30 protein-coding genes and 1 rRNA gene are annotated in these 24,904 nt (G+C 41.0%); 30 read left to right on the forward strand and 1 reads right to left on the reverse strand.

Annotated elements, in window-relative coordinates:
- Positions 1-7 precede the first annotated feature (7 nt).
- The 14 genes from rrf (at position 8) to rsmI (ending at position 9,428) form a co-directional block, all read left to right on the forward strand.
- A 5S ribosomal RNA gene (rrf, locus tag C6W21_RS18415) occupies positions 8-123 on the forward strand.
- Between the two features lie 171 nt (positions 124-294).
- Positions 295-486, forward strand: a complete 192-nt coding sequence (locus C6W21_RS18420; RefSeq protein ID WP_003217973.1) for a sigma factor G inhibitor Gin — start codon at positions 295-297, stop codon at positions 484-486.
- 128 nt (positions 487-614) lie between these two features.
- Entirely contained in the window at positions 615-1,229 is a 615-nt protein-coding gene (locus C6W21_RS18425) for a 5-bromo-4-chloroindolyl phosphate hydrolysis family protein (RefSeq protein ID WP_106052203.1), read from the forward strand.
- Between the two features lie 19 nt (positions 1,230-1,248).
- Positions 1,249-2,307 (forward strand): toxic anion resistance protein, encoded by a 1,059-nt coding sequence (locus C6W21_RS18430; RefSeq protein ID WP_106052206.1) that lies wholly within the window; start codon positions 1,249-1,251, stop codon positions 2,305-2,307.
- 77 nt (positions 2,308-2,384) lie between these two features.
- The gene (locus C6W21_RS18435) at positions 2,385-3,794 is read left to right on the forward strand and encodes an aminotransferase class I/II-fold pyridoxal phosphate-dependent enzyme (protein ID WP_106052208.1); all 1,410 of its coding nucleotides are present in this window, start codon (positions 2,385-2,387) and stop codon (positions 3,792-3,794) included.
- Positions 3,791-4,429 carry a dTMP kinase gene (gene tmk / locus C6W21_RS18440; protein ID WP_106052212.1) on the forward strand — a complete coding sequence of 213 codons (639 nt, stop codon included), beginning with the start codon at positions 3,791-3,793 and terminating at the stop codon, positions 4,427-4,429. The genes C6W21_RS18435 and tmk overlap by 4 nt, the downstream gene beginning before the upstream one ends.
- Before the next feature lie 79 nt (positions 4,430-4,508).
- Positions 4,509-4,838, forward strand: coding sequence for a cyclic-di-AMP receptor (locus C6W21_RS18445; protein ID WP_012008640.1), 330 nt, complete (start codon positions 4,509-4,511; stop codon positions 4,836-4,838).
- Between the two features lie 12 nt (positions 4,839-4,850).
- On the forward strand, positions 4,851-5,291 hold the full coding sequence (locus C6W21_RS18450) for a YaaR family protein (RefSeq protein WP_106052216.1): 441 nt from the start codon (positions 4,851-4,853) through the stop codon (positions 5,289-5,291).
- 11 nt (positions 5,292-5,302) lie between these two features.
- Positions 5,303-6,292: a DNA polymerase III subunit delta' gene (gene holB / locus C6W21_RS18455; protein ID WP_106052218.1), complete on the forward strand. Its 990-nt coding sequence runs from the start codon at positions 5,303-5,305 to the stop codon at positions 6,290-6,292.
- A 2-nt stretch (positions 6,293-6,294) separates the two neighbouring features.
- Positions 6,295-7,122 (forward strand): competence/sporulation regulator complex protein RicT, encoded by an 828-nt coding sequence (gene ricT, locus C6W21_RS18460; RefSeq protein ID WP_106052221.1) that lies wholly within the window; start codon positions 6,295-6,297, stop codon positions 7,120-7,122.
- Positions 7,123-7,136: 14 nt separating this feature from the next.
- Positions 7,137-7,490 (forward strand): DNA replication initiation control protein YabA, encoded by a 354-nt coding sequence (gene yabA / locus C6W21_RS18465; RefSeq protein WP_106052223.1) that lies wholly within the window; start codon positions 7,137-7,139, stop codon positions 7,488-7,490.
- Between the two features lie 55 nt (positions 7,491-7,545).
- Positions 7,546-8,289, forward strand: coding sequence for a tRNA1(Val) (adenine(37)-N6)-methyltransferase (locus C6W21_RS18470; protein WP_044140390.1), 744 nt, complete (start codon positions 7,546-7,548; stop codon positions 8,287-8,289).
- On the forward strand, positions 8,276-8,572 hold the full coding sequence (locus C6W21_RS18475) for a GIY-YIG nuclease family protein (protein WP_106052225.1): 297 nt from the start codon (positions 8,276-8,278) through the stop codon (positions 8,570-8,572). The genes C6W21_RS18470 and C6W21_RS18475 overlap by 14 nt, the downstream gene beginning before the upstream one ends.
- The gene (rsmI, locus tag C6W21_RS18480; protein WP_106052228.1) at positions 8,550-9,428 is read left to right on the forward strand and encodes a 16S rRNA (cytidine(1402)-2'-O)-methyltransferase; all 879 of its coding nucleotides are present in this window, start codon (positions 8,550-8,552) and stop codon (positions 9,426-9,428) included. Before C6W21_RS18475 ends, rsmI begins: the two co-directional genes overlap by 23 nt.
- Before the next feature lie 45 nt (positions 9,429-9,473).
- Here the strand turns inward: rsmI and abrB are convergent, their stop codons facing one another.
- The gene (abrB, locus tag C6W21_RS18485; protein WP_087975202.1) at positions 9,474-9,764 is read right to left on the reverse strand and encodes a transition state genes transcriptional regulator AbrB; all 291 of its coding nucleotides are present in this window, start codon (positions 9,762-9,764) and stop codon (positions 9,474-9,476) included.
- A gap of 520 nt (positions 9,765-10,284) precedes the next feature.
- Here abrB and metG point away from each other — a divergent pair.
- The 16 genes from metG to pth all read left to right on the forward strand — a co-directional run bounded on the left by metG (position 10,285) and on the right by pth (position 24,871).
- Positions 10,285-12,285: a methionine--tRNA ligase gene (gene metG / locus C6W21_RS18490; RefSeq protein ID WP_106052230.1), complete on the forward strand. Its 2,001-nt coding sequence runs from the start codon at positions 10,285-10,287 to the stop codon at positions 12,283-12,285.
- A gap of 82 nt (positions 12,286-12,367) precedes the next feature.
- A complete protein-coding gene (locus C6W21_RS18495; protein ID WP_106052233.1) occupies positions 12,368-13,135 on the forward strand; it encodes a TatD family hydrolase in 768 nt (255 codons plus the stop codon).
- Between the two features lie 244 nt (positions 13,136-13,379).
- A complete protein-coding gene (locus tag C6W21_RS18500; protein ID WP_106052235.1) occupies positions 13,380-14,582 on the forward strand; it encodes a G5 and 3D domain-containing protein in 1,203 nt (400 codons plus the stop codon).
- Positions 14,583-14,742: 160 nt separating this feature from the next.
- Positions 14,743-15,303, forward strand: a complete 561-nt coding sequence (gene rnmV, locus C6W21_RS18505) for a ribonuclease M5 (RefSeq protein WP_106052238.1) — start codon at positions 14,743-14,745, stop codon at positions 15,301-15,303.
- Entirely contained in the window at positions 15,296-16,174 is an 879-nt protein-coding gene (gene rsmA, locus C6W21_RS18510) for a 16S rRNA (adenine(1518)-N(6)/adenine(1519)-N(6))-dimethyltransferase RsmA (RefSeq protein WP_106052240.1), read from the forward strand. The genes rnmV and rsmA overlap by 8 nt, the downstream gene beginning before the upstream one ends.
- A gap of 134 nt (positions 16,175-16,308) precedes the next feature.
- On the forward strand, positions 16,309-17,193 hold the full coding sequence (gene yabG / locus C6W21_RS18515; RefSeq protein WP_106052242.1) for a sporulation peptidase YabG: 885 nt from the start codon (positions 16,309-16,311) through the stop codon (positions 17,191-17,193).
- 212 nt (positions 17,194-17,405) lie between these two features.
- Positions 17,406-17,663, forward strand: a complete 258-nt coding sequence (veg, locus tag C6W21_RS18520) for a biofilm formation stimulator Veg (RefSeq protein WP_003217979.1) — start codon at positions 17,406-17,408, stop codon at positions 17,661-17,663.
- A 164-nt stretch (positions 17,664-17,827) separates the two neighbouring features.
- Complete coding sequence (locus tag C6W21_RS18525) at positions 17,828-18,013, forward strand: small, acid-soluble spore protein, alpha/beta type (RefSeq protein WP_012008653.1); 186 nt, start codon at positions 17,828-17,830, stop codon at positions 18,011-18,013.
- 146 nt (positions 18,014-18,159) lie between these two features.
- Entirely contained in the window at positions 18,160-19,029 is an 870-nt protein-coding gene (gene ispE, locus C6W21_RS18530; protein WP_106052245.1) for a 4-(cytidine 5'-diphospho)-2-C-methyl-D-erythritol kinase, read from the forward strand.
- A 55-nt stretch (positions 19,030-19,084) separates the two neighbouring features.
- Positions 19,085-19,918 carry a pur operon repressor gene (purR, locus tag C6W21_RS18535; RefSeq protein WP_106052247.1) on the forward strand — a complete coding sequence of 278 codons (834 nt, stop codon included), beginning with the start codon at positions 19,085-19,087 and terminating at the stop codon, positions 19,916-19,918.
- Positions 19,919-19,956: 38 nt separating this feature from the next.
- Positions 19,957-20,334 (forward strand): 2-iminobutanoate/2-iminopropanoate deaminase, encoded by a 378-nt coding sequence (gene ridA, locus C6W21_RS18540; protein WP_106052249.1) that lies wholly within the window; start codon positions 19,957-19,959, stop codon positions 20,332-20,334.
- A gap of 224 nt (positions 20,335-20,558) precedes the next feature.
- Positions 20,559-20,855: a septation regulator SpoVG gene (gene spoVG / locus C6W21_RS18545; protein WP_034324487.1), complete on the forward strand. Its 297-nt coding sequence runs from the start codon at positions 20,559-20,561 to the stop codon at positions 20,853-20,855.
- A gap of 199 nt (positions 20,856-21,054) precedes the next feature.
- Positions 21,055-22,425 carry a bifunctional UDP-N-acetylglucosamine diphosphorylase/glucosamine-1-phosphate N-acetyltransferase GlmU gene (gene glmU, locus C6W21_RS18550; protein WP_106052251.1) on the forward strand — a complete coding sequence of 457 codons (1,371 nt, stop codon included), beginning with the start codon at positions 21,055-21,057 and terminating at the stop codon, positions 22,423-22,425.
- A gap of 22 nt (positions 22,426-22,447) precedes the next feature.
- Positions 22,448-23,401 carry a ribose-phosphate diphosphokinase gene (locus C6W21_RS18555; RefSeq protein ID WP_106052253.1) on the forward strand — a complete coding sequence of 318 codons (954 nt, stop codon included), beginning with the start codon at positions 22,448-22,450 and terminating at the stop codon, positions 23,399-23,401.
- Between the two features lie 136 nt (positions 23,402-23,537).
- Positions 23,538-24,164 (forward strand): 50S ribosomal protein L25/general stress protein Ctc, encoded by a 627-nt coding sequence (locus C6W21_RS18560; RefSeq protein ID WP_060595355.1) that lies wholly within the window; start codon positions 23,538-23,540, stop codon positions 24,162-24,164.
- A gap of 140 nt (positions 24,165-24,304) precedes the next feature.
- On the forward strand, positions 24,305-24,871 hold the full coding sequence (gene pth / locus C6W21_RS18565; RefSeq protein ID WP_012008658.1) for an aminoacyl-tRNA hydrolase: 567 nt from the start codon (positions 24,305-24,307) through the stop codon (positions 24,869-24,871).
- Positions 24,872-24,904 lie beyond the last annotated feature (33 nt).

A 24,904-nucleotide genomic window follows, 5' to 3' on the forward strand; every position in this document is an offset into this window, starting at 1 on the left:
CATCAGGTTTGGTGGCGATAGCGAAGAGGTCACACCCGTTCCCATACCGAACACGGAAGTTAAGCTCTTCAGCGCCGATGGTAGTTGGGGGTCTCCCCCTGTGAGAGTAGGACGCCGCCAAGCTTTTCTAAGGATCAGTTCCATTCGGAACTGGTCTTTTTTGTTTTTTAAGAAAAGGAACAAACACCCGATCTGACATGGATACATATACTAAACTACCATCTGAAACATTCTTAATTTTGTATACAATTGAAAGCGCTAGGGCATACTGAAGCTATAAGTGGAGGTGTCACAATGAGCAAAAAAGAGCGAGAAGCGATTTGTTTGATTTGTGAAGAGAAAAAGACAAAGGGAATTTATTTATATCATCAGTTTTTGTGCCGAGACTGTGAGCGAAAGTTGATTTCTACATCGACCTCGGATCCTAGCTATTCCGATTATGTGAGAAAGCTTAAAAATCTTCATACGCCCCCTTTGTATTCATAGACCATTAGATGGTCTTTTTTTATGAGCTATGAAGGATTGGGCTTGCTTTTTGGAACTTAGTTTGGACATCATCCGTAATTCATAATAAGATAAACAGAGAGCCTGATTATTCATAGGAGTCGATGAACATGAAATCAATCTTTTATACATTTATATGGGCCATCCTCTCTACTTTTTTTTCGCTTGTGATTTTAACCGTTAGTATTGGGGTTTTCCATCATCATGCTGGATTATCGATACTGTATGCGATGATTGGGTGGGGTGTGATGTTTGTAGGGAGCAGATGGACTGCTTTCCAATTGTTTTTAAAGAAACACGGACTGTCTCGTAGTGATTATGTATATATCAAACAGCATTTAAAAGAAGCAGGGCAAAAGCTTGTGCGTTTAAAAAAAGCTTTATTTGCTGTGAAAAACGTACAAACGATCAAACATAATTATGAAGTTCTTCGGCTTGCACGACGAATCTATACAATAACAAAAAAAGAGCCAAATCGATTTTATGATGCACAGCGTTTTTATTTCGAAAGCTTGGATTCTGTCGTTGAACTAACTGAGAAATATGCACTATTGTATAATCAGCCTAATCGTAGTCATGAGCTGGAAATGACATTGAGCCAAACCCGAGTGACATTGACAGAGCTGCAAAAGCAATTGACGAATGATTTGCAGCAAGTTTTAGGAAGAGACATAGAAGCTCTTCATATTGAGCTTGAAGTAGCAGATAAAATGATAAAGAAATAGACGAAAGGAGTCAAACTCGATGAAACCGGAAGATCACGTCACACCATCACCTGTCTCCACTACAGATCTTCAGTTTCGGGTGTTTGATACCTTATCTGATGAAGAGAAAAAAGAAGCCATACAGCGTGCTAAGCAGATCCCTGACAATCCGCAAAAGCTGCTTTTCTATGGTACACGTGTGCAAGAACGATTATTGGAACAATCACAACAGATGATGAAATATGTTGAGAAAAAAGATATCGATCAAATAGGAGACGTGCTTGAGACCTTTTTGCAGCAGCTGCATGTAGTGGAGCCTGAGGATTTACTGCCAAAGAAACAAGGCTTTTTTTTAAAATGGTTTCAACGGGATAAACGATCTACTCAGGAGATCATATCGCGTTTTCAACATGCAAAATCACAGATCGAGAGATTGTCAGCAAGGCTTCGTTATGCAAGAGGCATATTAATCTCGGATCATATGTTATTAGAGCGTTTATTTGAAGAAAATCAAACTTATTTTCAAGAGATGACACTGCAGGTCGCGGCAGTTGAAGCGAAAATGACAACATTAGAGCAGCAGCCTATTTCAGAAACACAACTTTCTGTTGACCAGACAATAGAGGAGCAATTGATGAGTCAGGGATTCAATGAGGAAGAGTATGTGGAGAGACTAAAGGAACGAAAGTATGATTTGCTGTTAAGCCGGCAAATAGCATTGCAATGTAATGCTCAAATTCGGATGATCCAGCATACGAATCATACATTGGCCAATCACATTCAATCAACTGTTTCTGCGTCTATTCCTCTATGGATCAATCAAATGTCGATTGCGTTAACGCATATTCAGCAGCGGGCCAATTCAGCTCTTGAGAACCGAATCCAAAAAACATATGAAAAGGTATCGAAGCAGCAGGGACAGCTTCTTGAAGAGGCATCTTTTGCTCCTATAGATACGTTGAAAAAGGTTCAACGTCAATTAGCTGAAACATTACAGGAAACGTTACAGGTGAAAGAGCATGGAAGCCAAGAGCGAGCTCAATTGAAAAGCAGTATGTATGAGGCAGAACAGCAGCTGGTGAATCCAATAAAGGAATGAGAAACCATCTTTCGGTTCACTTGTTTGAACGTTATAATAGACTTAAGATATCGTTAAAGTGAAAAGGGTCGATATGTTTGAGAACACCTTTATATACAGCATTAGCACAGCATGCGGAAAAGAAGCCTTATTCTTTTCACGTTCCAGGACATCACAATGGAGATGTCTTTTTTGATGAGGCACGGTCTCACTATGCTTCAATCCTTCAGCTGGATGTGACGGAACTTGAAGGTCTAGATGATCTCCATCACCCGACTGGTGTCATTCAAGAGGCAGAAGATTTATTGACTAAGCTATATGGTTCAGATCAAAGCTTTTTCCTTGTGAATGGCACAACAGTCGGAAATTTGGCGATGGTGATGGCTGCATGCCGCACGGGAGACGAGATTTTTGTCCAGCGTAATTGCCATAAGTCTGTCTTCCATGCGATCGAGCTTGCAGGGGCAACGCCTATTTTGGTAGACGCTGAGATAGACCGACACTTGCATGTTCCAACACATGTGACGGATGATACAGTCAGAAAAGCCATAGCAAGACATCCTAATTGCCGGGCAATCGTTTTGACTTATCCGAATTACTACGGACATGCAGCTGATTTATCAAAGCTGATTCACATGTGTCATGAAGCAGGTATGATTGTTTTGGTTGATGAGGCACATGGTGCGCATTTTGTACTAGGTGGCGCCTTTCCTCCATCTGCTCTTTCCTATGGAGCGGACGTGGTGGTACAATCAGCACATAAAACCCTTCCGGCAATGACGATGGGTTCCTATCTTCATCTTCAAGGGGACCGAATCGATGCGAAGCGTTTGAAAACATTGCTCACGATGCTTCAAAGCAGTTCGCCCTCTTATCCAATTATGGCCTCATTAGATGTGGCGAGAGCTTATGTCGAAGAGATCAAAGGAAAAGGGACATTGGATGTAATCATGAAAGAGCTGACAGAGCTGAAAGATCAGTTCAACTGTCTGACTCATCTTGAAGTGATTGAGCCTGACTCGCTGCCTTCCGATCCGTTAAAATGTGTCATTCGATCAACAAAAAGACTGACAGGTTATGAATTAAAACGGGTGCTTGAGTCAGTGGATGTTCATCCAGAGCTTGCGGACGAACATCAGGTTTTACTTGTTCTTAGCTTAGAACAGAGGAAGGACGTTCCTTTCAAGCGGATCGAGCAGGCTCTTAAGAAAAGTAATTCATTGCTCAAAGGAAAAAACCATATCCAAAATGAGACGGTATCTATTGAGACTGATGAGCAAAATCAAGACATAGAGGCTGTCCCATTTGAACAAGCAGCAGGCCGGATGAGTGCAGAATCAATTATTCCCTATCCGCCTGGTATTCCTTTGATGATTAAAGGAGAGCGTATTAAGAAAGATCAAATTGAGGCGTTAAGCCGTTTGCTTGGACATCAGGTTCATGTTCAAGCAAGTCAGGTCATTCATCAGAGAAAATTATATGTTTATATAGAAGAGGAGACACTATGAGCGGTATGTTTATTACGTTTGAAGGACCAGAGGGCGCCGGAAAAACGACAGTGATTCGAAAAGTGTACGAAGAAATGGAACGTCAAGGATATGCAGTCATGGCGACACGAGAGCCGGGCGGCATTGACATTGCTGAGCAGATCCGTGAAGTCATTTTAAATGAAAAAAACACGAAAATGGATGCGAAAACAGAGGCATTGCTGTATGCAGCAGCGAGAAGGCAGCATTTGGCTGAAAAGGTAGAACCCGCATTGCAACGCGGAGAGACAGTCTTATGTGATCGTTTTGTTGATAGCTCTCTTGCTTATCAAGGCTATGCGAGAGGGCTTGGAATTGACCAAGTCAGATCAATTAACGACTTTGCTATTAATGGCACGATGCCGCAAATGACTATTTACTTTTCCATTACACCTGAGGAAGGGCTAAAGCGAATTCACGCCAATCAAGGAAGAGAAAAAAACCGATTAGACATGGAGACGCTGAATTTCCACCAGTTGGTCAGAGAAGGCTATGAACTGCTTATTGCGCAATCACCAGAACGATTCCATGTAGTGGATGCTTCTCAGCCGATGCAAGATGTATATAAAGAAGTACTTCGAGTAATTCAGGACACATTAAAGAAAAATCAAATATGACCTCATTCCCAATAGTTGTTATAATATAGAGGAAGACATCGGCATGTCACCTGTGCCTAAAACAAAGGAGGCCAATCAAATGAAATTAATTGTTGCCGTTGTACAGGACCAAGATAGCAGCAAGTTGTTGAAAATATTGACTGAACATCAATTCGGCGTGACAAAATTAGCTTCAACTGGTGGGTTTTTAAAGTCTGGGAATACGACTTTTATCATTGGTTGTGATGATGTCCGAGTGGATAAAGCGTTACAGCTTATAAAAGAAAATTGCCGTAAACGTGATCAAATGATTGCACCTGTATCTCCAATGGGTGGTAATGCAGATTCATATGTACCATACCCTGTTGAGGTAGAAGTTGGTGGAGCTACTGTCTTTATTCTGCCAGTTGAACAATTTCATCAATTCTAAGGATGGGTTGCTGTGAAAATTAATCAAGATATGCGGCTGCTTTTAGAAAAGCGTGAACGCCAAGGCATGAAAGGAAGCCAAACATCGGCCTCCTTTAAAGCATCGATGGAGACGCAAAGCGGCAAAATGCGCTTAGAGCAACTGACGGTCATGCTAAGTGATATCGAAGTGTTCGGTAAAAAGCTGACAAAGTCACGAAACTTAAAGGACTTGGCTAGATTTAAAGGGCTTGTGAAGCGCTTTGTAAAAGAGACAGTCGATAATGGATTAAATATAGAAACATCAAGAAGCTTCGACATTTATGGCAACACGCGTACACTCGCTTTAGTCAAAGCATTAGATGAAAAGCTGATAGAATTAACAGAGGATATGATGGACCAAGAGAAACCATCTATTGATTTGCTTGAACGTATTGGAGAAATAAAAGGTTTATTGATTAACCTTTACACATAGAGAGTGATAACATGGCAATTAGCTGGGATGACATGAATGATTTGCAGCCGCGCGTTATGCGGCTGATTTTTAATAGTATTGATAAAGACCGACTTGCGCATGCCTACTTATTTGAAGGAAAAAAAGGGACGGGAAAGCGTGATGCTGCGATGCTTTTGGCTAAGAGCTTTTTTTGCTTGGAAGCAGGAGTGAAACCATGTGAATCCTGTCAAAACTGCAAAAGGATTGAATCAGGAAACCATCCCGATTTACATCTCGTGCAGCCTGATGGTCAATCGATTAAGAAAGCGCAAGTGCAGGCATTGCAAGAAGAATTTACAAAAGCAGGTGTGGAATCTCACCGAAAAATGTATATCATTCTTCATGCGGACAAAATGACGGTCAATGCCGCGAACAGTTTATTGAAGTTCCTAGAGGAGCCTAACCGGGAAACGATGGCAATTTTAATCACTGAGCAATCGCATAAAATGCTGGATACGATTATTTCAAGATGTCAGATGCTTAGCTTTCAGCCGCTGCAGCCGCAATCCTTGGAGCAGCAGCTATTACAAGAAGGCGTATCTCAGCATCTTGCAAGGCTTTTGTCGAATTTAACCAACAATTTAGCAGAAGCACTCGAATTAAGTCGAAATGATCAGTTTGCAGAGTCTAGAGCGAAAGTGATAAAATTGTATGAAGTCTTACACCAGCGAAAAGAACATGCATTTTTTTATATACAGGATCAATGGATGCCTTTTTTCAAAGAGAAAGACCTTCAAGAAACAGGTCTGGATATGCTTTTATTTATATATCGTGATGTATTGTCGATTCAAATAGGAAATGAAGATAAAGTCATTTATCAAGACTTATTCCAGACAATGAAGCAGCACGCGCTGCATTCCACACAGCAGATGGTGACGAACCAGATCCTTGCTGTATTAGAAGCGAAAAAGAGACTTCAATCCAACGTGAATGCCCAAGGGCTGATGGAGCAATTGGTGTTGATGTTGCAGGAGGGATAAGCTTGTACAACGTAATTGGTGTTCGCTTTAAAAAAGCGGGCAAAATCTATTATTTCGATCCTAATGGATTTGATATAGAAAATGATAGTTGTGTCATTGTAGAGACGGTCAGAGGAGTTGAGTACGGACAAGTGGTCATCGCTAATAAAAAAGTAGATGAACACGATGTCGTTCTTCCTCTGCGCAAGGTAATTCGCGTAGCAGACGAACGAGACCGGCTCATCGTTGAGGAAAACAAAGAAGCAGCGATGACAGCCTTTGATACATGTCTTCAGAAGGTAAGTGAACACGGGCTAGAAATGAAGCTGGTCGATGTTGAATTTACATTTGATCGAAACAAGGTCATCTTCTACTTCACAGCGGATGGCAGAGTAGATTTCCGCGAGCTAGTGAAGGATCTTGCATCGATCTTCAAGACGAGAATTGAACTTCGCCAGATTGGTGTAAGAGACGAGGCAAAAATGCTGGGCGGCATAGGTCCTTGCGGGCGAATGCTTTGCTGTTCGACATTCTTAGGAGACTTTGAACCAGTATCCATTAAGATGGCAAAAGATCAAAACCTGTCGCTAAATCCTACAAAAATTTCAGGGCTTTGCGGCCGTTTGATGTGCTGCTTGAAATATGAGAATGATGAGTATGAAACAGCGAAAGAACAATTGCCGGATATAGGTGAAACGATTCAGACATCTAGTGGCTCTGCAAAGGTAGTAGGGCTCAACATTTTAGAACGAATTTTGCAAGTTGAATTAACCGGACAAGAAAAAGTGATAGAATATACTTGGGAAGAATTATTACAAGAAGGCGTTGTATCTGCACAAACAACTGAGTAACGAGGTGTGCCACCTTGGATAAAAAGGAACTATTTGATACGGTGATCAATTTAGAAGAACAAATCGGTTCTCTTTATCGCCAGTTAGGTGATTTGAAAAATCATATCGGTGAAGTGATTGAAGAAAATCATCAGCTGCAGATGGAGAATCAGCACTTGCGTGAACGTCTAGATCAGTCCGATCGAGACAAATCGTCTGTGACAGAGAATGATTCTGCTCAGAAGCCAGGTCATTCTGATATAGGAGAAGGTCATGATAACCTGGCTCGGTTATATCAGGAGGGCTTCCATATTTGCAATGTACATTATGGGAGCATACGTAAAGAGGGAGACTGTTTGTTCTGTCTGTCATTTTTAAATAAAAAATGAGAAAAGGCTTCCGCTGAATCGGAAGCCTTTTTCACAGGAAAAGAAAGGATACATCATGGTTTCGTTAAGAGAAGATGAACGATTAGATTACTTGCTCGCCGAAGATATGAAAATTATTCAAAGTAAAACGGTTTTCGCCTTTTCATTGGACGCAGTGTTATTAGCAAAATTTGCGTATGTGCCAATCCAAAAAGGAGAGATCATTGACCTTTGTACGGGAAATGGCATCGTGCCATTGCTGCTTTCGACTCGATCTAAGGCCTCCATTACAGGGGTCGAAATTCAAGAACGGCTGTTTGATATGGCAAAAAGAAGTGTGGCGTATAATCAACTTGAAAAGCAGATTGAATTGATTCACGGTGATTTGAATGATATGCCAGCACGCTACGGCAACCACAAAGTAGATGTCATCACATGTAATCCGCCATATTTTAAGACACCTTCTAAGGAAGAGATCAATGAAAATGAATACTTGGCAATTGCCCGGCATGAAATCCATTGTACTTTAGAGGACGTCATTCGTGTTTCTTCCACGCTGCTGAAGCAAGGGGGCAAATTGGCGATGGTTCATCGACCGGGACGGCTGCTTGAGATTGTGGAATTGATGAAGAAATACAGAATTGAGCCAAAACGAATTCAATTTGTTTATCCCAAACAGGGGAAAGAAGCCAATACCATCTTAGTAGAGGGGATAAAAGATGGAAAACCAGATCTGAAAATTCTCCCGCCTCTTTTTGTTTATGGAGATGATCAAGAGTATACAGAGGAAATCAGGACGATACTGTATGGAGAAGCATAATCATTATTTCTATGTATTGAAATGTGCAGACGGCAGCCTATATGCAGGTTATACAAATGATTTACAAAAAAGACTGACGACCCACAATAGTGGAAAGGGAGCAAAGTATACAAGAGCAAGGCGGCCGGTTGAGCTGTATTATCATGAATGCTTTGCAACCAAAAGAGAAGCCATGCAGCAAGAATATCGTTTCAAAACGTGGACACGGAAAAAGAAAAACCTTTATATAGAAGAAATGCGTTTAGAAAAGGAGGCGGCACATGAAAACACAGAAAAGCTTTGATGGTCAATCAGATATGGGCATTCTATATCTCGTCCCAACCCCAATTGGCAATTTAGAAGATATGACGTTTCGAGCCATACAAACATTAAAAGATGTAGACTATATTGCCGCAGAGGATACAAGACAAACGAAAAAGCTTTGTCATGTCTATGAAATTGATACGCCGTTAACGAGTTATCATGAGCATAACAAAGACAGCAGCGGCCACAAGTTAATTGCATGGTTAAAAGAAGGAAAAAACATCGCACTCGTGAGCGATGCTGGTTTACCGACGATCTCTGATCCAGGTGCTGAAGTGGTTCGAGACTTTACTAATATCGGCGGCTATGTCGTTCCGTTACCTGGAGCAAACGCTGCACTTACAGCACTCATTGCATCAGGAATTACGCCGCAGCCATTTTTCTTTTATGGTTTTCTTGACCGACAAAAAAAAGAAAAGAAAAAACAGCTCGAAGCTTTGAAGAAGCGCCAAGAAACAATCATTTTTTATGAAGCGCCCCATCGGTTAAAGGAAACGCTGACTTTGATGAAGGAAGTGTGGGGCAACCGGAATATCGCCATTACGAGAGAGCTGACGAAAAAATTTGAAGAGTTTATTCGTGGAGATTTAGAGTCTGTGCTGACATGGGCCGCAGAGCATCAAATTCGGGGTGAATTCTGTCTTGTCGTACAAGGTAATGATCAAGATGAAGAAGAGCTAAATGAAGAAGCCTGGTGGAAGTCCTTATCTGAAAAGGAACACGTAATCCATTATATAGAAGAAGGATTAACGTCGAAGGAAGCCATTAAACGTACAGCCGTCGAACGTGGTGTACCAAAGCGCATGATATACGATGCCTATCATATTGAACAATAAAGAAAGGTTCTTGCAAACGGTGCAAGAACCTTTTTTATATCAAACTTATTTTTGTGATTGAAGTTGGTTTTGGATTTCGTTAATGATTTGCTCTGCACCTTCACGGCTAAGAACTAATTTACCATTAGCAAGTTTAAGGTTATCGTCTGATACTTCACCTGTAACTTGGCAAGTCATGTTTGGTTTATATTTTTTTAGGATAATTTTTTCATCATCAACATAAATTTCCAAAGCGTCTTTTTCAGCGATTCCTAGAGTACGGCGAAGTTCGATTGGAATCACCACGCGTCCTAATTCGTCAACTTTACGTACAATACCTGTAGATTTCATCTTCATTCTCCTCCCAAAGAGTTCTTATTCTTAATATAATATTATCTTCGTCATTATTCGACAAATTCCTTACATTCATAGCATAACAAGGTTTCCATAAATCGTCAATCATTTTGTTTACTATTGTTTGTAAAATATGACTCTTAAAGTCAAAAGACCTTGAAACTGTTGATTTATAAGGATTTTGTGGGTTTTTTCTATGAAAATATGAGAAATGACGAGTCCAGATTAACAAGACTTTTGCCCTAAATTAGACAATTGTAAATCTGGAAATAGATTTCATACGACAATATTCGACAAAGTGTCGACAGGTTTGTCGTTTTTTTCGAAAAACTCATCTTTTTCGATCATTTCACCTTGTTCTATGTATATATGCTTGATCTTAAAGGCTAAGATGGTATCATAGAGAAAGCACAAGTGCAAAATTGAATGAATTGATCTGACACATTTTCATGTAATGATGATAACCGCTCTCGTCCATTGGGCGGGAGTTTTTGACATTTACACACACGCAGGAGGTTCCGACATGCCGGAAAAGAAAAAAACGTTTTATCTGACAACACCTATTTACTATCCGAGCGGAAAATTACATATTGGACATGCTTATACGACAGTAGCAGGGGATGCTATGGCTCGTTATAAACGTCTTCAAGGCTATGATGTGATGTATTTAACGGGTACAGATGAGCACGGACAAAAAATTCAGCAAAAAGCTGAAGAACAAAATATTACACCGATCGAGTATTTAGATCCGGTCGTGGCAGACATTCAATCATTATGGAAGAAACTCGACATTTCAAATGATGATTTCATCCGTACAACAGAAAAAAGACATACGAAAATCATTGAGCAAGTGTTTCAAAAACTGCTTGATCAAGGTGATATTTATTTAGATCAATATGAAGGCTGGTACAGTATTCCTGATGAGACATTCTATACGGAAACACAGCTTGTTGATGTTGAGCGGAATGAAAAAGGAGAAGTCATTGGCGGGAAAAGCCCTGACAGCGGCCATCCTGTCGAATTAATTAAAGAGGAATCATATTTCTTCCGTATGAGTAAGTATGCGGATCGTTTACTAGACTATTACGAAAAGAATCCATCGTTCATTCAGCCTGAATCAAGAAAGAATGAAATGATCAATAACTTCATTAAACCCGGTTTAGAGGATTTAGCTGTATCAAGGACAACCTTTGATTGGGGAATTAAAGTTCCTAACAATCCAAAACACGTCATCTATGTATGGATTGATGCGTTATTCAACTATTTAACTGCGATTGGCTATGGAACTGATCAGGATGAAAAATATAAAAAATATTGGCCTGCCAACGTGCATCTTGTAGGGAAAGAAATTGTACGCTTCCATACGATTTATTGGCCAATTATGCTGATGGCACTAGATCTGCCGCTGCCGAAACAAATTTTCGCACACGGTTGGCTGCTGATGAAAGATGGTAAGATGTCTAAATCAAAAGGGAACGTAGTAGATCCCGTCACATTAATTGATCGCTATGGCCTTGATGCGCTTCGTTATTATCTGCTTCGCGAAGTACCATTTGGTGCGGATGGTGTGTTTACACCAGAAGGATTCGTGGAACGTGTAAACTATGACCTTGCCAATGATTTAGGTAACTTGCTTAACCGTACAGTTGCGATGGTACAAAAATATTTTGACGGGACATTAAGCAGCTATAAGGGTCCAGTTAATGAGTTTGATGAGGAACTTAAAGCGGTAGCTGAGCAAACAGTCAAAGCCTATGAAGAAGCGATGGAAAACCTTGAATTCTCGGTGGCTCTTTCAAATGTTTGGACATTAATCAGCAGAACCAATAAATATATTGACCAGACAGCTCCATGGGTGCTGGCAAAGGATGAAACAAAACGAAAAGAGCTGCATTCTGTCATGTATCATTTAGCAGAATCACTGCGCATCACAGCGGTGCTCTTAACGCCATTCCTAACGAAAACACCTGAGAAAATCTTCTTCCAGCTTGGCATTAAAGAAGAGAAGCTTAAAAGCTGGGATAGCACTCTATCTTTTGGTGCCATTCAACAAGCGACGGTACAAAAAGGAGAGCCTTTGTTCCCTCGTTTAGAGGCAGAAGAAGAAGTAGCGTATATTAAAGAGAAAATGCAGGGAAGTGCACCAACGGTAGAAGAAGAGGAAGTAGAAATAGAAGAAACGGAATTACCTGAGCTGGGAGCAGAAATTGCATTTGATGATTTCTCAAAAGTTGATCTTCGAGTAGCGCAGGTACTGGAAGCAGCCCCAGTGAAAAAAGCCGATCGTCTCTTAAAGCTTCAGCTTGATTTTGGATTTGAAAAAAGACAAATTGTTTCAGGGATTGCCAAGCATTATCAACCTGAGGAATTAGTAGGGAAAAAGCTCGTTTGTGTAGCGAATCTCACACCAGTCAAACTCAGAGGGGAAATTTCCCAGGGAATGATTTTAACAGGAGAAACTGGTGGGAAATTGCAGGTTCTTGAAGTGGATCAATCTCTAGCAAATGGAACAAAAATTTTATAAATCAACAAAAGGTGTTCCACGTGTAACATTTCGTCGAACACCTTTTGTTTTTTAGAAGAATTGTCGAAAGGAGCAATCAACGATGTTATTTGATACACATGCCCACTTAAATGCTGAACAATATAATGAAGACTTAGAGCAAGTGATCGAAAGAGCGAAAAGTGAAAAAGTCGAGAAAATCGTGGTGGTAGGGTTTGACCGCCCGACAATTACGAGAGCAATGGAATTAATTGAAGAGTATGATCTCATATATGCAGCCATTGGCTGGCACCCAGTCGATGCCATTGATATGACAGATGAGGATTTGCTGTGGATTAAAGAATTATCTCAACATGAAAAAGTCGTTGCCATTGGAGAAATGGGTCTGGATTACTATTGGGACAAATCGCCAAAAGATGTGCAAAAAGAAGTCTTTAGACGTCAAATTGCTCTTGCGAAGGAAGTGAATCTTCCAATTATTATTCATAATCGTGACGCAACGGAAGATGTCGTGACGATCTTAAAGGAAGAGGGAGCGGCTGATGTTGGAGGAATTATGCACTGCTTTACTGGCAGCCTTGAAATCGCAAAAGCGTGTATGGAGATGAACTTTTATATTTCATTCGGTGGACCCGTGACATTTAAAAATGCCAAAAAACCGAAGGAAGTTGTTAAGGACATACCAAGTGACCGGCTTTTAATTGAAACAGACTGCCCATACTTAACGCCAGCGCCATTTAGAGGGAAACGTAATGAGCCAAGTTATGTGAAATATATCGCAGAACAGATTGCGGAGTTACGAGAAATAAGCATTGAAGAGCTTGCTGAATTGACCACAAAAAATGCGAAAAAAGTTTTCGGTATAAACTGACAGTATATGATGTCAATCCTTGTTTAAGCTTGTCCAATTGTGAAACATAACGAAAATGTTCTACACGTTTGCGCCTCCTCATAGGATAAGTTGTCGATAAGTCTTTCTTCCCTTCCTTCCATCAATCTCCCATAATAGGGTTACAATCGAGCATTTTTGTACAGTGGGTGGAAGGGTTGACAGGTTTTGAGATACTCTATATAATCTCTCCGAGGAGAAGGAGGCGTTTTTCATCGTACAAAAAATGAAAAATCTGTTTTCTGTTAAGCTAGGAAAAGGCAAGGTTTTATTACTAGTTGTTTGCTTGCTTTTAGCTGGAACTGGGACGGCTTACGGTGCGCATGAGCTCACTAAGCAGTCTATTACCATTTCAATCAATGGTAAAGAGAAGACAATTCGTACACATGAAGAGACAGTAGCACAGCTGCTTTCAGACCTTGGAATAAAGACCAGGGCGGAGGATCATATCTCTCCAAGTCTAAATACAAAAATTGAAGACAACATGAACATTGTGTATGATGCGGCTATACCGGTTCATCTGACCCTAGATGGGAAAGAGAAAACGATATGGACAACAGATCAGACGGTTGGAACATTATTGAAGAATGAGAAGATAGATATTGGGAAGCACGATCAAGTAACTCCAGGAAAGAATGACAAGATAAAAAAAGATATGAATCTTGTGGTTCAGCAGGCCTTCCAGGTCAGCCTAAATGATGGAGGAAAAGATAAAAAGGTGTGGACCACTTCGACTACGGTCGCTGACTTTTTAAAGCAACAAGAGCTGAGGCTCAAGAAGCACGATAAGATCAAGCCTGCGTTACATAGTAACCTTTCTAAAAAGAGCGCAGATATAAAGATCACTCGGGTGGAAAAAGTCACCGATGTAGTGGAAGAGAAAATTGCTTTTGATACCAAACATAAAAAGGATCGTTCTCTTGAAAAAGGAAAAGAGAAGGTGCTTAAAAAAGGTGAAGAAGGTAAATTGAAGAAGCACTATGCCATTGTGAAAGAAAACGGCAAAGTGGTGTCTAAAGAATTGATTAAAGAAGTGACTGAAAAAGATAGCAAGGATCGTTTAGTGGCTATTGGTACACAAGTATCCAAAAAAGAGCCTAAAGCGACACCTGCCGTTTCAAGAAGCAATGAATCGTCTGGAAAAGAATTTTATGTGGCGTCGACAGCCTATACAGCGAGCTGTGCTGGATGTACGGGCAGAACGTCAACAGGCTTTGATTTAAAAGCAAATCCGAGTGCAAAGGTCATAGCAGTAGATCCGAGTGTCATTCCGCTAGGCTCTAAAGTGTATGTGGAAGGCTATGGATATGCCGTTGCATCAGACACTGGATCTGCTATAAAAGGGAATAAAATCGATGTGTTCGTCCCAAATAAGTCGGCAGCTTATCAATGGGGAAATAAACGAGTGAAAATTAGAGTACTCAAATAAACACATCAAATCATTTATATGAACAGAGGGCTTTGCGCACCCTCTGTTTTTTTGGTTATAATAGAAGCACTGTTTTCTAATTAATTAGACGCAAAAACAGCATGAAAGGTTTCATTTTTTAACCAAAAATTGTTTATTGTTTTTGCAAGCGGAGGAATACATGAAAATCAAAGAAATCATTGTGGTGGAAGGTCGTGATGACACTGCCAGAGTGAAGATGGCAGTTGATGCAGATACGATCGAAACAAACGGATCAGCCATTGGTGATACAGTTATTCAACAAGTGCGTCTTGCTCAGGAGACGAGAGGGGTCATTATTTTAACTGATCCTGATTTCCCTGGTGAGAAGATCCGGAAAACCATCGCAGAAGCGGTTCCTGGCTGTAAGCACGCATTTTTGCCAAAACATCTTGCGAAGGCGAAGCGGGACAAAGGAATTGGCGTCGAGCATGCTTCCTTGGACAGTATTCGGGAATGCCTTGCCCATGTCCATGAGGAAATGGAAGAATCGGAAAGTGACATTACATTAGATGACTTATTTGACGCAGGCCTTATCGGTGGCGAATCATCGAAACGCCGCCGCGAACGACTAGGTGTGCTTTTAAATATAGGATATACCAATGCGAAGCAGCTGCATAAGCGCCTTCACATGTTCCAAATAACCAAACATGATTTTATTGCGGCCTTAAAGACCGTCATGCAGGAGGAAGCCGATGAATAAAGATATAGCGACACCCATCAGAACGAAGGAAATACTGAAGAAATACGGTTTCTCTTTTAAAAAGAGCTTGGGGCAGAACTTTTTAATTGATACAAATATACTCGATCGTATTGTCGATCATGCAGAGGTGACGGATGAGACCGGCGTGATTGAGATTGGGCCTGGTATCGGTGCATTGACCGAGCAGCTCGCTAAGCGTGCAAAGAAAGTCACTGCTTTTGAAATCGATCAGCGTTTATTGCCCATTTTAAACGATACGCTCTCTCCATATGATAATGTCACGATCATTCATCAAGACGTATTAAAGGCAGATGTGAGGAAGGTCATCGAGGAAAATTTTGCTGACTGTAAAGAAGTGATGGTTGTCGCCAACCTACCGTATTACGTGACGACACCGATTATTATGAAGTTGCTTGAAGAAAACCTTCCATTGAAAGGGATTGTAGTCATGCTGCAAAAAGAAGTAGCAGATCGTATGGCAGCAGTCCCTTCATCAAAGGAATACAATTCGCTGTCTATCGCAGTTCAATACTATACGGAAGCGAAAACGGTGATGGTTGTGCCTAAAACGGTTTTCGTTCCACAGCCTAATGTCGATTCGGCTGTGATTAAGCTGACCGTTCGTGAAACGCCTGCTGTCTCAGTAGAAAATGATGCGTTATTCTTTCAATTGATCCGTGCGAGCTTTGGTCAGCGCCGAAAAACCTTGATGAATAATCTCATGAACAATTTACCTGATGGAAAGAAACATAAAGCGATGATTGAAGAAGCACTTCAAACAGCAGACATTGATGGAAAGCGCCGCGGCGAGTCATTATCCATTGAGGAATTTGCCCGTTTGTCGAATGTTTTACAAAAAGCCCTGTTTTAAGGGCTTTTTTCTTTTGTTTTTCACCACTTCGTTTGTTCGGGCATAGGCTAGAAAGAACAGCACACATGAAAGACGAACATATTTAGCGCAAGACGATACCAACAGGATATGAGCCTGATTGTGGAGTGAAAAGCATGCAATTTCAAATAGGAGATATGGTGACAAGGGCATCCTATCAAATGGATATTATGTTTCGAATCATTCGAATTGATGAGACCGATCAGCACGAAGCCACCGCCATATTGCATGGGAATGAAGTGAGGCTGATTGCTGATGCTAAGGTGTCAGATCTCGTCAAGATTCAAAAAGAGGAACAGCTGACTAGAGAGAAGGATGACGAACGAAAAATCAATGAATCGCTCGATTTACTAAGACAGGATTATCAGCTGCTGCGGGAAAAACAAGAGTATTATACTTCTGAACAATATCAGCATCAGGAGCAGTATTTTCACATGCCTGGAAAGGTCCTTCATTTAGATGGAGATGCTTCATACTTAAAGAAATGCTTAGATGTATATGAACGAATTGGTGTACCTGTGTATGGTGTGCATTGCCATGAGAAGAAAATGCCAAGCATGATTGACTCGTTAATTGATCAATATCGACCAGATATATTGGTTATCACAGGACATGATGCGTATTCCAAGCAAAAGGGCGGCGTACATGATATCGGTGCCTATCGCCATTCTCGTCATTTCGTTGAAACGGTTCAAAAAGCAAGACGGAAAATCCCTCATTTAGATCAGCTTGTGATCTTTGCAGGTGCCTGTCAATCTCATTTCGAATCATTGATCCAAGCAGGTGCCAATTTTGCGAGCTCGCCTTCCCGTGTGAATATCCATGCCCTCGACCCCGTCTATATCGTTGCGAAGATCAGCTTCACTCCATTTGTAGATCGAATCAACGTGTGGGATGTGCTCCGAAATACACTAACAAGAGAAAAAGGCCTCGGAGGCATCGAGACGAAGGGTGTTCTAAGGGTAGGTATGCCATATAAAAGAGACCATGAATCGACATAACCCGACTGATTTCAGTCTGGTTTTTTTATGTTCAAAAAGAAATTTCAAAAGGATACATAATTCACCGGAATTTGAGAAAAATAGGGAGAAGAAAAGGTAGAAGTTTGTCAAAATTATTTTGTTGACAATGGCTCGTGTTCGTTGATATAATTTAATTTTTATTTGACAAAAACGGGCCGTTGTTGTATAATTATCTCAGTGAGGTGGATGCAATGGCGAAGACTTTGTCCGACATCAAAAGATCGCTTGATGGTAACTTAGGTAAACGTTTGACGTTAAAGGCTAACGGGGGCCGCCGTAAAACAATTGAGCGTTCGGGCATTTTAGCTGAAACGTACCCTTCTGTATTTGTGATTCAATTAGATCAAGATGAGAATTCGTTTGAAAGAGTTTCTTATAGTTATGCAGATATACTGACTGAGACGGTTGAATTAACATTCGATGATACCGCTAGCTCAGTCGCCTATTAATGGGCAGTGAACTTCTTGTTTACTGCTTTTTGTTTTGCCTTTTTTTTCTGAATGGGAGTCTGTCCATTTTTTGAAAGGGGTAAAAGGAAAGATTCGATACAAAATAAGAAAGCCACAAAAGCAGTGGCGCTGATTCGAATTCTCGACTAAAGGGGCTGTTTCGTTTGGGTAGACGCCGAGGCATTATGTCAGATGAGTTCAAATACGAGCTGGCGAAGGATCTTGGATTTTATGATACCGTCAAAAATGGAGGCTGGGGAGAGATTCGTGCGCGTGACGCAGGTAATATGGTCAAACGTGCCATTGAATTAGCTCAACAGCACATGGCTCAGGATGAGAATCAACGATAGAAAAACGGTCAGAGATACCTCGGGTGTCTCTGGCTTTTTTTGATGAAAAAGTCAGTGTGCTCGGTGTAAAAGCCTATATTCATCAGATCCATCAAATGTGATACAATATTGATACTTATGTTTAGATGGAGAAGTAGGTGAAATGTTTGCGTATTTTAGAAAAAGCACCGGCAAAAATTAATCTCTCACTTGATGTTCATGGAAAAAGACCGGATGGATATCACGAAGTGGAGATGGTGATGACAACAATAGACCTTGCAGATCGACTAGAGTTGACGGAGCTGGACAAGGATGAAATCCGTGTATCATCTCATAATCGATTCGTGCCAGATGATCAGCGTAATTTGGCTTATCAGGCGGCTAAATTACTCAAAACAAGGTTCGGTATTCAAAAAGGTGTATCAATTGTCATCACAAAAGCAATTCCAGTCGCAGCAGGTTTAGCTGGGGGAAGCAGTGATGCGGCAGCAGCTCTTCGCGGCTTAAATCGTTTGTGGAAGTTAAACCTCACGTTAGATGAACTAGCTGAGCTTGGAGCGGAGATCGGCTCAGATGTGTCTTTTTGTGTACACGGAGGCACAGCACTAGCGACAGGACGTGGAGAAAAGCTAAAGCATATTGCGACACCGCCGCATTGCTGGGTGATTTTAGCGAAGCCGGTGATTGGGGTATCTACAGCTGAAGTCTATAGACAATATGACGCAAGCAAAGTAGAACACCCGAATGTAAAGCGTATGATTGAAGCGATTGAAGCGAAAGATTATAAAGAGATGTGCGGCTCACTCGGAAACGTTCTAGAGTCTGTGACATTCAAGATGTATCCAGAAGTAGATATGATCAAAAGACAGATGAAGCGTTTTGGTGCTGACGCTGTTTTAATGAGTGGAAGCGGCCCTACAGTATTTGGCTTGATTCAATATGAATCGAAGGTACAAAGAATATATAACGGACTGAGAGGATTTTGTGATCAAGTATACGCTGTCCGCATGATCGGCGAACAAAATGCCCTTGATTAAATCCGTATATTAAGTTATATTTATCATAAATTATTCGGGTTCTGGGGGTAAGTTCATGAAGTTTCGTCGAAGCGGCAGATTGGTGGACTTAACAAATTATTTGTTAGCCCACCCGCACGTACTAGTACCGTTAACTTTTTTTGCAGAAAGATATCAATCTGCGAAGTCCTCCATTAGTGAAGACTTAACGATTATCAAACAAACCTTCGAACAGCAGGGAATAGGCACATTGCTTACTGTACCTGGTGCTGCTGGCGGAGTGAAATATATTCCAAAGATTCACCTAAAAGAAGCAGACGACGTAGTAAACGATATCGGAGAGGCTCTATCGACTCCTGAACGTGTACTTCCTGGTGGTTATTTATATTTAACTGATGTTTTAGGTAATCCATCGATCCTTGCGAAAATCGGTAAGCTGTTTGCGACCATCTTTGCAGACCGTGCGATTGATGTCGTCATGACCGTTGCGACAAAGGGTATTCCAATTGCCTATTCTGTTGCGGGTTATTTAAATGTGCCTGTTGTGATCGTTAGAAAAGATAATAAGGTAACCGAAGGGTCAACTGTTAGTATTAACTACGCGTCAGGTTCGTCTAACCGAATTCAAACCATGTCACTTGCAAAGCGGAGCTTAGATAAAGGATCCAATGTCCTGATCATTGATGACTTTATGAAAGCGGGCGGAACCATTAACGGCATGATGAATTTGCTTGAGGAATTTAATGCAAATGTTGCAGGGATCGGTGTTCTTTTAGAAGATGAAGGCGTAAATGAACGTCTTGTTGATGAATATGTATCGCTTTTAAAGCTTTCAACCATTGATATGAAGAAGAAGATCATTGAGATCAATGAAGGCAATTTTCACGAGTTTTTTCATTCGAAAGCTTAAGCTTTGATCAAACATGTAGTTGAATGGGAGAGATTGTTATGACAAAAGTTGTTCAAACCAAACATGCACCAGCAGCCATTGGACCTTACTCTCAAGGGATTATTGTCAATAACATGTTTTACAGCTCAGGGCAGATTCCATTAACGCCAGCTGGAGACTTTGTAAATGGAGATATTAAAGAACAAACACATCAAGTCTTCCGTAATCTTGAGGCCGTGCTTGAAGCAGCAGGTGCTTCCTTTGAGACAGTCGTGAAAGCAACAGTTTTTATCAAAGATATGGAACAATTCGCAGAAGTAAATGAAGTGTACGGTGAGTATTTCCATACACATAAGCCAGCTCGTTCATGTGTCGAAGTAGCAAGACTTCCTAAGGATGCACTCGTAGAAATTGAAGTGATTGCATTAGTAAAGTAAACAGGCAGTCTCAACGAAAGCCGTTTGGTTTCATCATATGCAGGAAAAGACATCATCATGATGTCTTTTTTTCACGGAGAGAATGTAAGCGCCGTCACTAAAATGACAAATAATGTATAAATATCCCGATATTTCAAAAAAGTTTAAAAAAAGAGCAGGAGAATCACCACAATCGTTGAATACCTAAGTAATGCTTTTATATTGGGAAAAGGTGGTGAACTACTGTGGAAGTTACTGACGTAAGATTACGCCGCGTGAATACCGATGGTCGCATGAGGGCGATTGCATCCATCACGCTGGACCACGAATTTGTTGTTCATGATATTCGTGTGATTGATGGAAACAATGGGTTGTTTGTTGCAATGCCTAGCAAACGCACGCCTGATGGAGAGTTTCGCGATATTGCACATCCAATTAATTCAGGTACTCGTGGAAAAATCCAAGATGCTGTATTAAATGAATATCATCGCTTAGGCGAAGAGGAAGAAACAATTGAATATGAAGAAGCTGGAGCTTCTTAATCATATGTGAATCCAAAAAGACAGTTTTAAGAGAAAATGGAATGTTTTCTTTTAAATGCTGTCTTTTTTGCGTTTTTCCTCATGTGTCTTATATGTTTCATCCGTTAGAAAAATATTGCACTTCCTCATGTATCCTTGAAATCAGTCCTTATTTAGGATATATTTTTCTATGGATAATAGGGATATTGGAGGCCAATCAATGGATAAGCGGTTCGCAGTGATTTTAGCAGCGGGAAAAGGAACGAGAATGAAGTCAAAGCTATACAAAGTACTTCATCCAGTTTGCGGAAAGCCAATGGTCGAGCATGTAGCAGATGAAGCGTTAAAGCTTTCTTTAGCCAAGCTAGTGACGATTGTCGGTCATGGAGCAGAGAACGTCAAAGAGCAGCTTGGAGACAGAAGTGAGTACGCACTTCAAGAAGAACAGCTGGGAACAGCACATGCCGTCAAACAAGCAAAGTCGTTCCTTGCGCAGGAAAAGGGAACAACCATTGTCATTTGTGGTGATACGCCATTATTGACAGCGGAAACAATGGAAGCTATGTTGAGCGAGCATCAAAAACATCAAGCGAAAGTCACTATTTTAACAGCACATGCGGATGACCCGACAGGTTATGGTCGTATTATTCGTGACGAAACCGGTGCTGTCGTGAAAATTGTGGAGCATAAAGATGCGAATGATGCGGAACGTCAAGTGAATGAAATTAATACAGGGACTTATTGCTTTTCAAATGAAGATCTCTTCCGTGTGATTGAGCAAGTATCGAATGAAAATGCACAGGGTGAATACTATTTGCCAGACGTCATTGAAATCTTAAAGAATGAAGGGCAAACGGTTGCAGCATATCAAACACCGCATTTTGAAGAAACACTTGGAGTCAATGATCGTATCGCTCTATCACAAGCAGAGCAATTCATGAAGCGACGTATTAATCATCAGCATATGAAGAATGGTGTGACCTTGATTGATCCTGAGAACACATATATTTCACCAGATGCTGTCATCGGTGAAGATACAATCATTTATCCTGGGACGGTCATCAAAGGGAATGTAAAAATCGGTGCAGACGCTACTATTGGGCCAAACACTGAAATTGTTGACAGCATCATCGGAGATCGCACAGTGATTAAGCAATCTGTCGTCTGCGATAGTGAGGTTGGAGTCGATGTGACAATTGGGCCGTTTGCTCATATTCGCCCGTTGTCGAAAATTGGCGATGAAGTGAAGATCGGGAATTTTGTCGAAATCAAGAAAACGGTTTTCGGTGACCGCAGCAAAGCATCTCATCTAAGCTATATTGGAGATGCAGAGGTCGGAACTGATGTAAACCTTGGCTGTGGCTCTATTACAGTCAATTATGATGGGAAGAACAAATTCTTAACGAAGATTGAAGATGGCGCTTTTATTGGCTGTAATTCAAATCTCGTGGCACCAATCACTGTCGGAAAAGGGGCATATGTTGCAGCTGGTTCAACGGTTACAAAAGATGTACCGCAGGATGCATTGTCTATTGCTAGAGCAAGACAAGTCAATAAAGAAGATTATGTGAAAAATATTCATAAAAAATAATCCAAATACCCGGAGGTTTACCATGTCTAATCGTTATGCTGATGCGAATTTAAAGATATTCTCTTTGAATTCAAACCCTGAACTTGCTAAAGAAATTGCCGATCGTATCGGAGTTGATGTAGGAAAGAGCTCTGTTAAACGCTTTAGTGACGGTGAAGTCCAAATCAATATTGAAGAAAGTATTCGCGGCTGTGATTGTTACGTCATTCAATCCACTAGTGCGCCAGTCAATGAGCACATTATGGAACTCCTCATTATGGTAGATGCACTAAAACGCGCTTCTGCGAAAACGGTCAATATTGTGATCCCTTATTACGGATATGCACGTCAAGATCGTAAGGCAAAACCTCGTGAGCCAATCACTGCGAAGCTTTTTGCGAACTTGCTTGAGACAGCAGGTGCTACACGTGTCATTGCGCTTGATCTTCATGCGCCGCAAATCCAAGGTTTCTTTGATATTCCAATCGATAACTTAATGGCTGTGCCAATCTTAACAAACTATTTCGAACAGAAAAACTTGAATGATATCGTCGTTGTGTCTCCTGACCACGGTGGTGTGACACGTGCGCGTAAAATGGCAGACCGTCTGAAAGCGCCAATCGCCATTATCGACAAACGTCGTCCAAAGCCAAACGTTGCTGAAGTGATGAACATCATTGGTAACATTGAAGGCAAAACGGCGATTCTCATCGATGATATCATTGATACGGCTGGTACCATTACACTTGCTGCAAATGCACTTGTGGAAAATGGAGCGGCTGAAGTATATGCTTGCTGTACTCACCCAGTGTTGTCTGGTCCAGCAGTAGAACGTATCACAAACTCTAAAATAAAAGAATTAGTTGTGACAAACAGTATTCACTTAACAGATGACAAGAAAGTTGAAAAAATCATTCCGCTTTCAGTTGGGCCTTTGCTTGCAGAAGCCATCATCCGTGTACATGAAGAAGAATCTGTGAGCTACCTTTTTAGCTAATTTTCTGATCAAAAAAGGCCCTAGCACCCGCTTAGGGTCTTTTTGCTATCATCATTCACAGCAAATAGGTTTAAAATGATTCGCTTATGGGTAATTATGAGAGTAGTGACAAAAATGAAATAGGATGGTGCTGAATATGGCAACTTTAAAAGCAAATAAAAGAACTGATTTCAAACGTTCCACACTGCAAAAAATCCGTCATTCAGGACACGTTCCTGGTGTCATATACGGAAAAAATACAGACAACCTGGCTGTTTCACTAGACAGCATCGATTTATTAAAGACCTTACGTGATGAAGGAAAGAATACAATCATCACACTAGACGTGAACGGTGAAACAAAATCCGTGATGGTCACAGAATTACAAACAGATCCGCTGAAAAATGAGCTTGTCCATGCAGATTTCCAAGTGGTCGACTTACAGCGTGAAATTGAAGCAGATGTACCTGTCCAGCTGATTGGTGAATCTAAAGGGGTAAAAGATGGCGGTGTGCTTCAGCAGCCACTATTTGAACTATCGATTACAGCGAAACCAAAAGATATCCCGCAGCATATTGAAGCAGATATTACAAACTTAGAAGTGAATGATGTCCTAACAGTCGCTGATTTGTCTGTTCAGTCATCATATCAAGTGAATAACGATCCAGAAGAAGTCGTTGCATCCATTTTGCCGCCTCAGCAATCAGAGGTTCCTGAGCCAGATAGCGAAGAGGAACCAAAAGAACCTGAGGCCATTAAAGAAAAGGATAACGATGGAGAATAACTGGTCATTTAGAGACGTAACCCTCCCGCGGTTGCGTCTTTTGTGCTAGAATGAAAAGAATTCATACGTTTTTACATGAGGCAATCCAATTGGCTCATTTTTTAGGCGTGTGCTTTGTGACAAAGGAGGTTATTGGTTTCATGATTGCATTCGTTGGATTGGGTAATCCAGGAAAAGAATATGAAAAAACAAGACATAATGTCGGGTTTATGACAATAGATGAATTATCGAAAAAATGGGACATCCCTTTAAATCAATCAAAATTCCATGGACAATTTGGAACGGGGTTTGTTTCAGGGCAAAAGGTTCTACTTGTAAAGCCGCTTACATATATGAACTTATCAGGAGAATGCGTGCGTCCGCTAATGGATTACTATGATATTCCTCTTGAACATTTGAAAGTCATCTATGATGATCTTGATTTGCCAACTGGCCGGATTCGTTTGCGTACAAAAGGAAGTGCAGGCGGGCATAATGGAATCAAATCGTTGATTCAGCATTTAGGGTCACCTGAGTTTGACCGATTCCGTATCGGCATTGGACGTCCTCAAAATGGCATGAAGGTCGTCGATTACGTGCTAGGACGCTTTTCTGAAGAGGAACAGCCTGACATTGCATCAGCCATCCAGGCGTCTGTCGAGGCATGTGAGGCGGCTTTAACAAAGCCATTTTTAGAAGTGATGAATGATTTTAACAAGAAGGTATAAGAATGATAAGCAAAGCACATACTGATCATAAAA

Origin of the sequence: Bacillus sp. NMCN1 (assembly GCF_002998085.1) — a bacterium.
GTDB lineage: Bacteria > Bacillota > Bacilli > Bacillales > Bacillaceae > Bacillus.

Coding starts and splice junctions, on each gene's coding strand:
- rsmI (WP_106052228.1), top strand. CDS start 8,550: ATGAAAACACAGAAAAGCTTTGATGGTCAATCAGATATGGGCATTCTA.
- C6W21_RS18560 (WP_060595355.1), top strand. CDS start 23,538: ATGGCAACTTTAAAAGCAAATAAAAGAACTGATTTCAAACGTTCCACA.
- tmk (WP_106052212.1), top strand. CDS start 3,791: ATGAGCGGTATGTTTATTACGTTTGAAGGACCAGAGGGCGCCGGAAAA.
- C6W21_RS18500 (WP_106052235.1), top strand. CDS start 13,380: ATGAAAAATCTGTTTTCTGTTAAGCTAGGAAAAGGCAAGGTTTTATTA.
- C6W21_RS18495 (WP_106052233.1), top strand. CDS start 12,368: ATGTTATTTGATACACATGCCCACTTAAATGCTGAACAATATAATGAA.
- C6W21_RS18445 (WP_012008640.1), top strand. CDS start 4,509: ATGAAATTAATTGTTGCCGTTGTACAGGACCAAGATAGCAGCAAGTTG.
- C6W21_RS18430 (WP_106052206.1), top strand. CDS start 1,249: ATGAAACCGGAAGATCACGTCACACCATCACCTGTCTCCACTACAGAT.
- rsmA (WP_106052240.1), top strand. CDS start 15,296: ATGAATAAAGATATAGCGACACCCATCAGAACGAAGGAAATACTGAAG.
- yabG (WP_106052242.1), top strand. CDS start 16,309: ATGCAATTTCAAATAGGAGATATGGTGACAAGGGCATCCTATCAAATG.
- C6W21_RS18420 (WP_003217973.1), top strand. CDS start 295: ATGAGCAAAAAAGAGCGAGAAGCGATTTGTTTGATTTGTGAAGAGAAA.
- ridA (WP_106052249.1), top strand. CDS start 19,957: ATGACAAAAGTTGTTCAAACCAAACATGCACCAGCAGCCATTGGACCT.
- purR (WP_106052247.1), top strand. CDS start 19,085: ATGAAGTTTCGTCGAAGCGGCAGATTGGTGGACTTAACAAATTATTTG.
- holB (WP_106052218.1), top strand. CDS start 5,303: ATGGCAATTAGCTGGGATGACATGAATGATTTGCAGCCGCGCGTTATG.
- rnmV (WP_106052238.1), top strand. CDS start 14,743: ATGAAAATCAAAGAAATCATTGTGGTGGAAGGTCGTGATGACACTGCC.
- C6W21_RS18555 (WP_106052253.1), top strand. CDS start 22,448: ATGTCTAATCGTTATGCTGATGCGAATTTAAAGATATTCTCTTTGAAT.
- pth (WP_012008658.1), top strand. CDS start 24,305: ATGATTGCATTCGTTGGATTGGGTAATCCAGGAAAAGAATATGAAAAA.
- C6W21_RS18475 (WP_106052225.1), top strand. CDS start 8,276: ATGGAGAAGCATAATCATTATTTCTATGTATTGAAATGTGCAGACGGC.
- metG (WP_106052230.1), top strand. CDS start 10,285: ATGCCGGAAAAGAAAAAAACGTTTTATCTGACAACACCTATTTACTAT.
- glmU (WP_106052251.1), top strand. CDS start 21,055: ATGGATAAGCGGTTCGCAGTGATTTTAGCAGCGGGAAAAGGAACGAGA.
- veg (WP_003217979.1), top strand. CDS start 17,406: ATGGCGAAGACTTTGTCCGACATCAAAAGATCGCTTGATGGTAACTTA.
- C6W21_RS18470 (WP_044140390.1), top strand. CDS start 7,546: ATGGTTTCGTTAAGAGAAGATGAACGATTAGATTACTTGCTCGCCGAA.
- C6W21_RS18425 (WP_106052203.1), top strand. CDS start 615: ATGAAATCAATCTTTTATACATTTATATGGGCCATCCTCTCTACTTTT.
- abrB (WP_087975202.1), bottom strand. CDS start 9,764: ATGAAGATGAAATCTACAGGTATTGTACGTAAAGTTGACGAATTAGGA.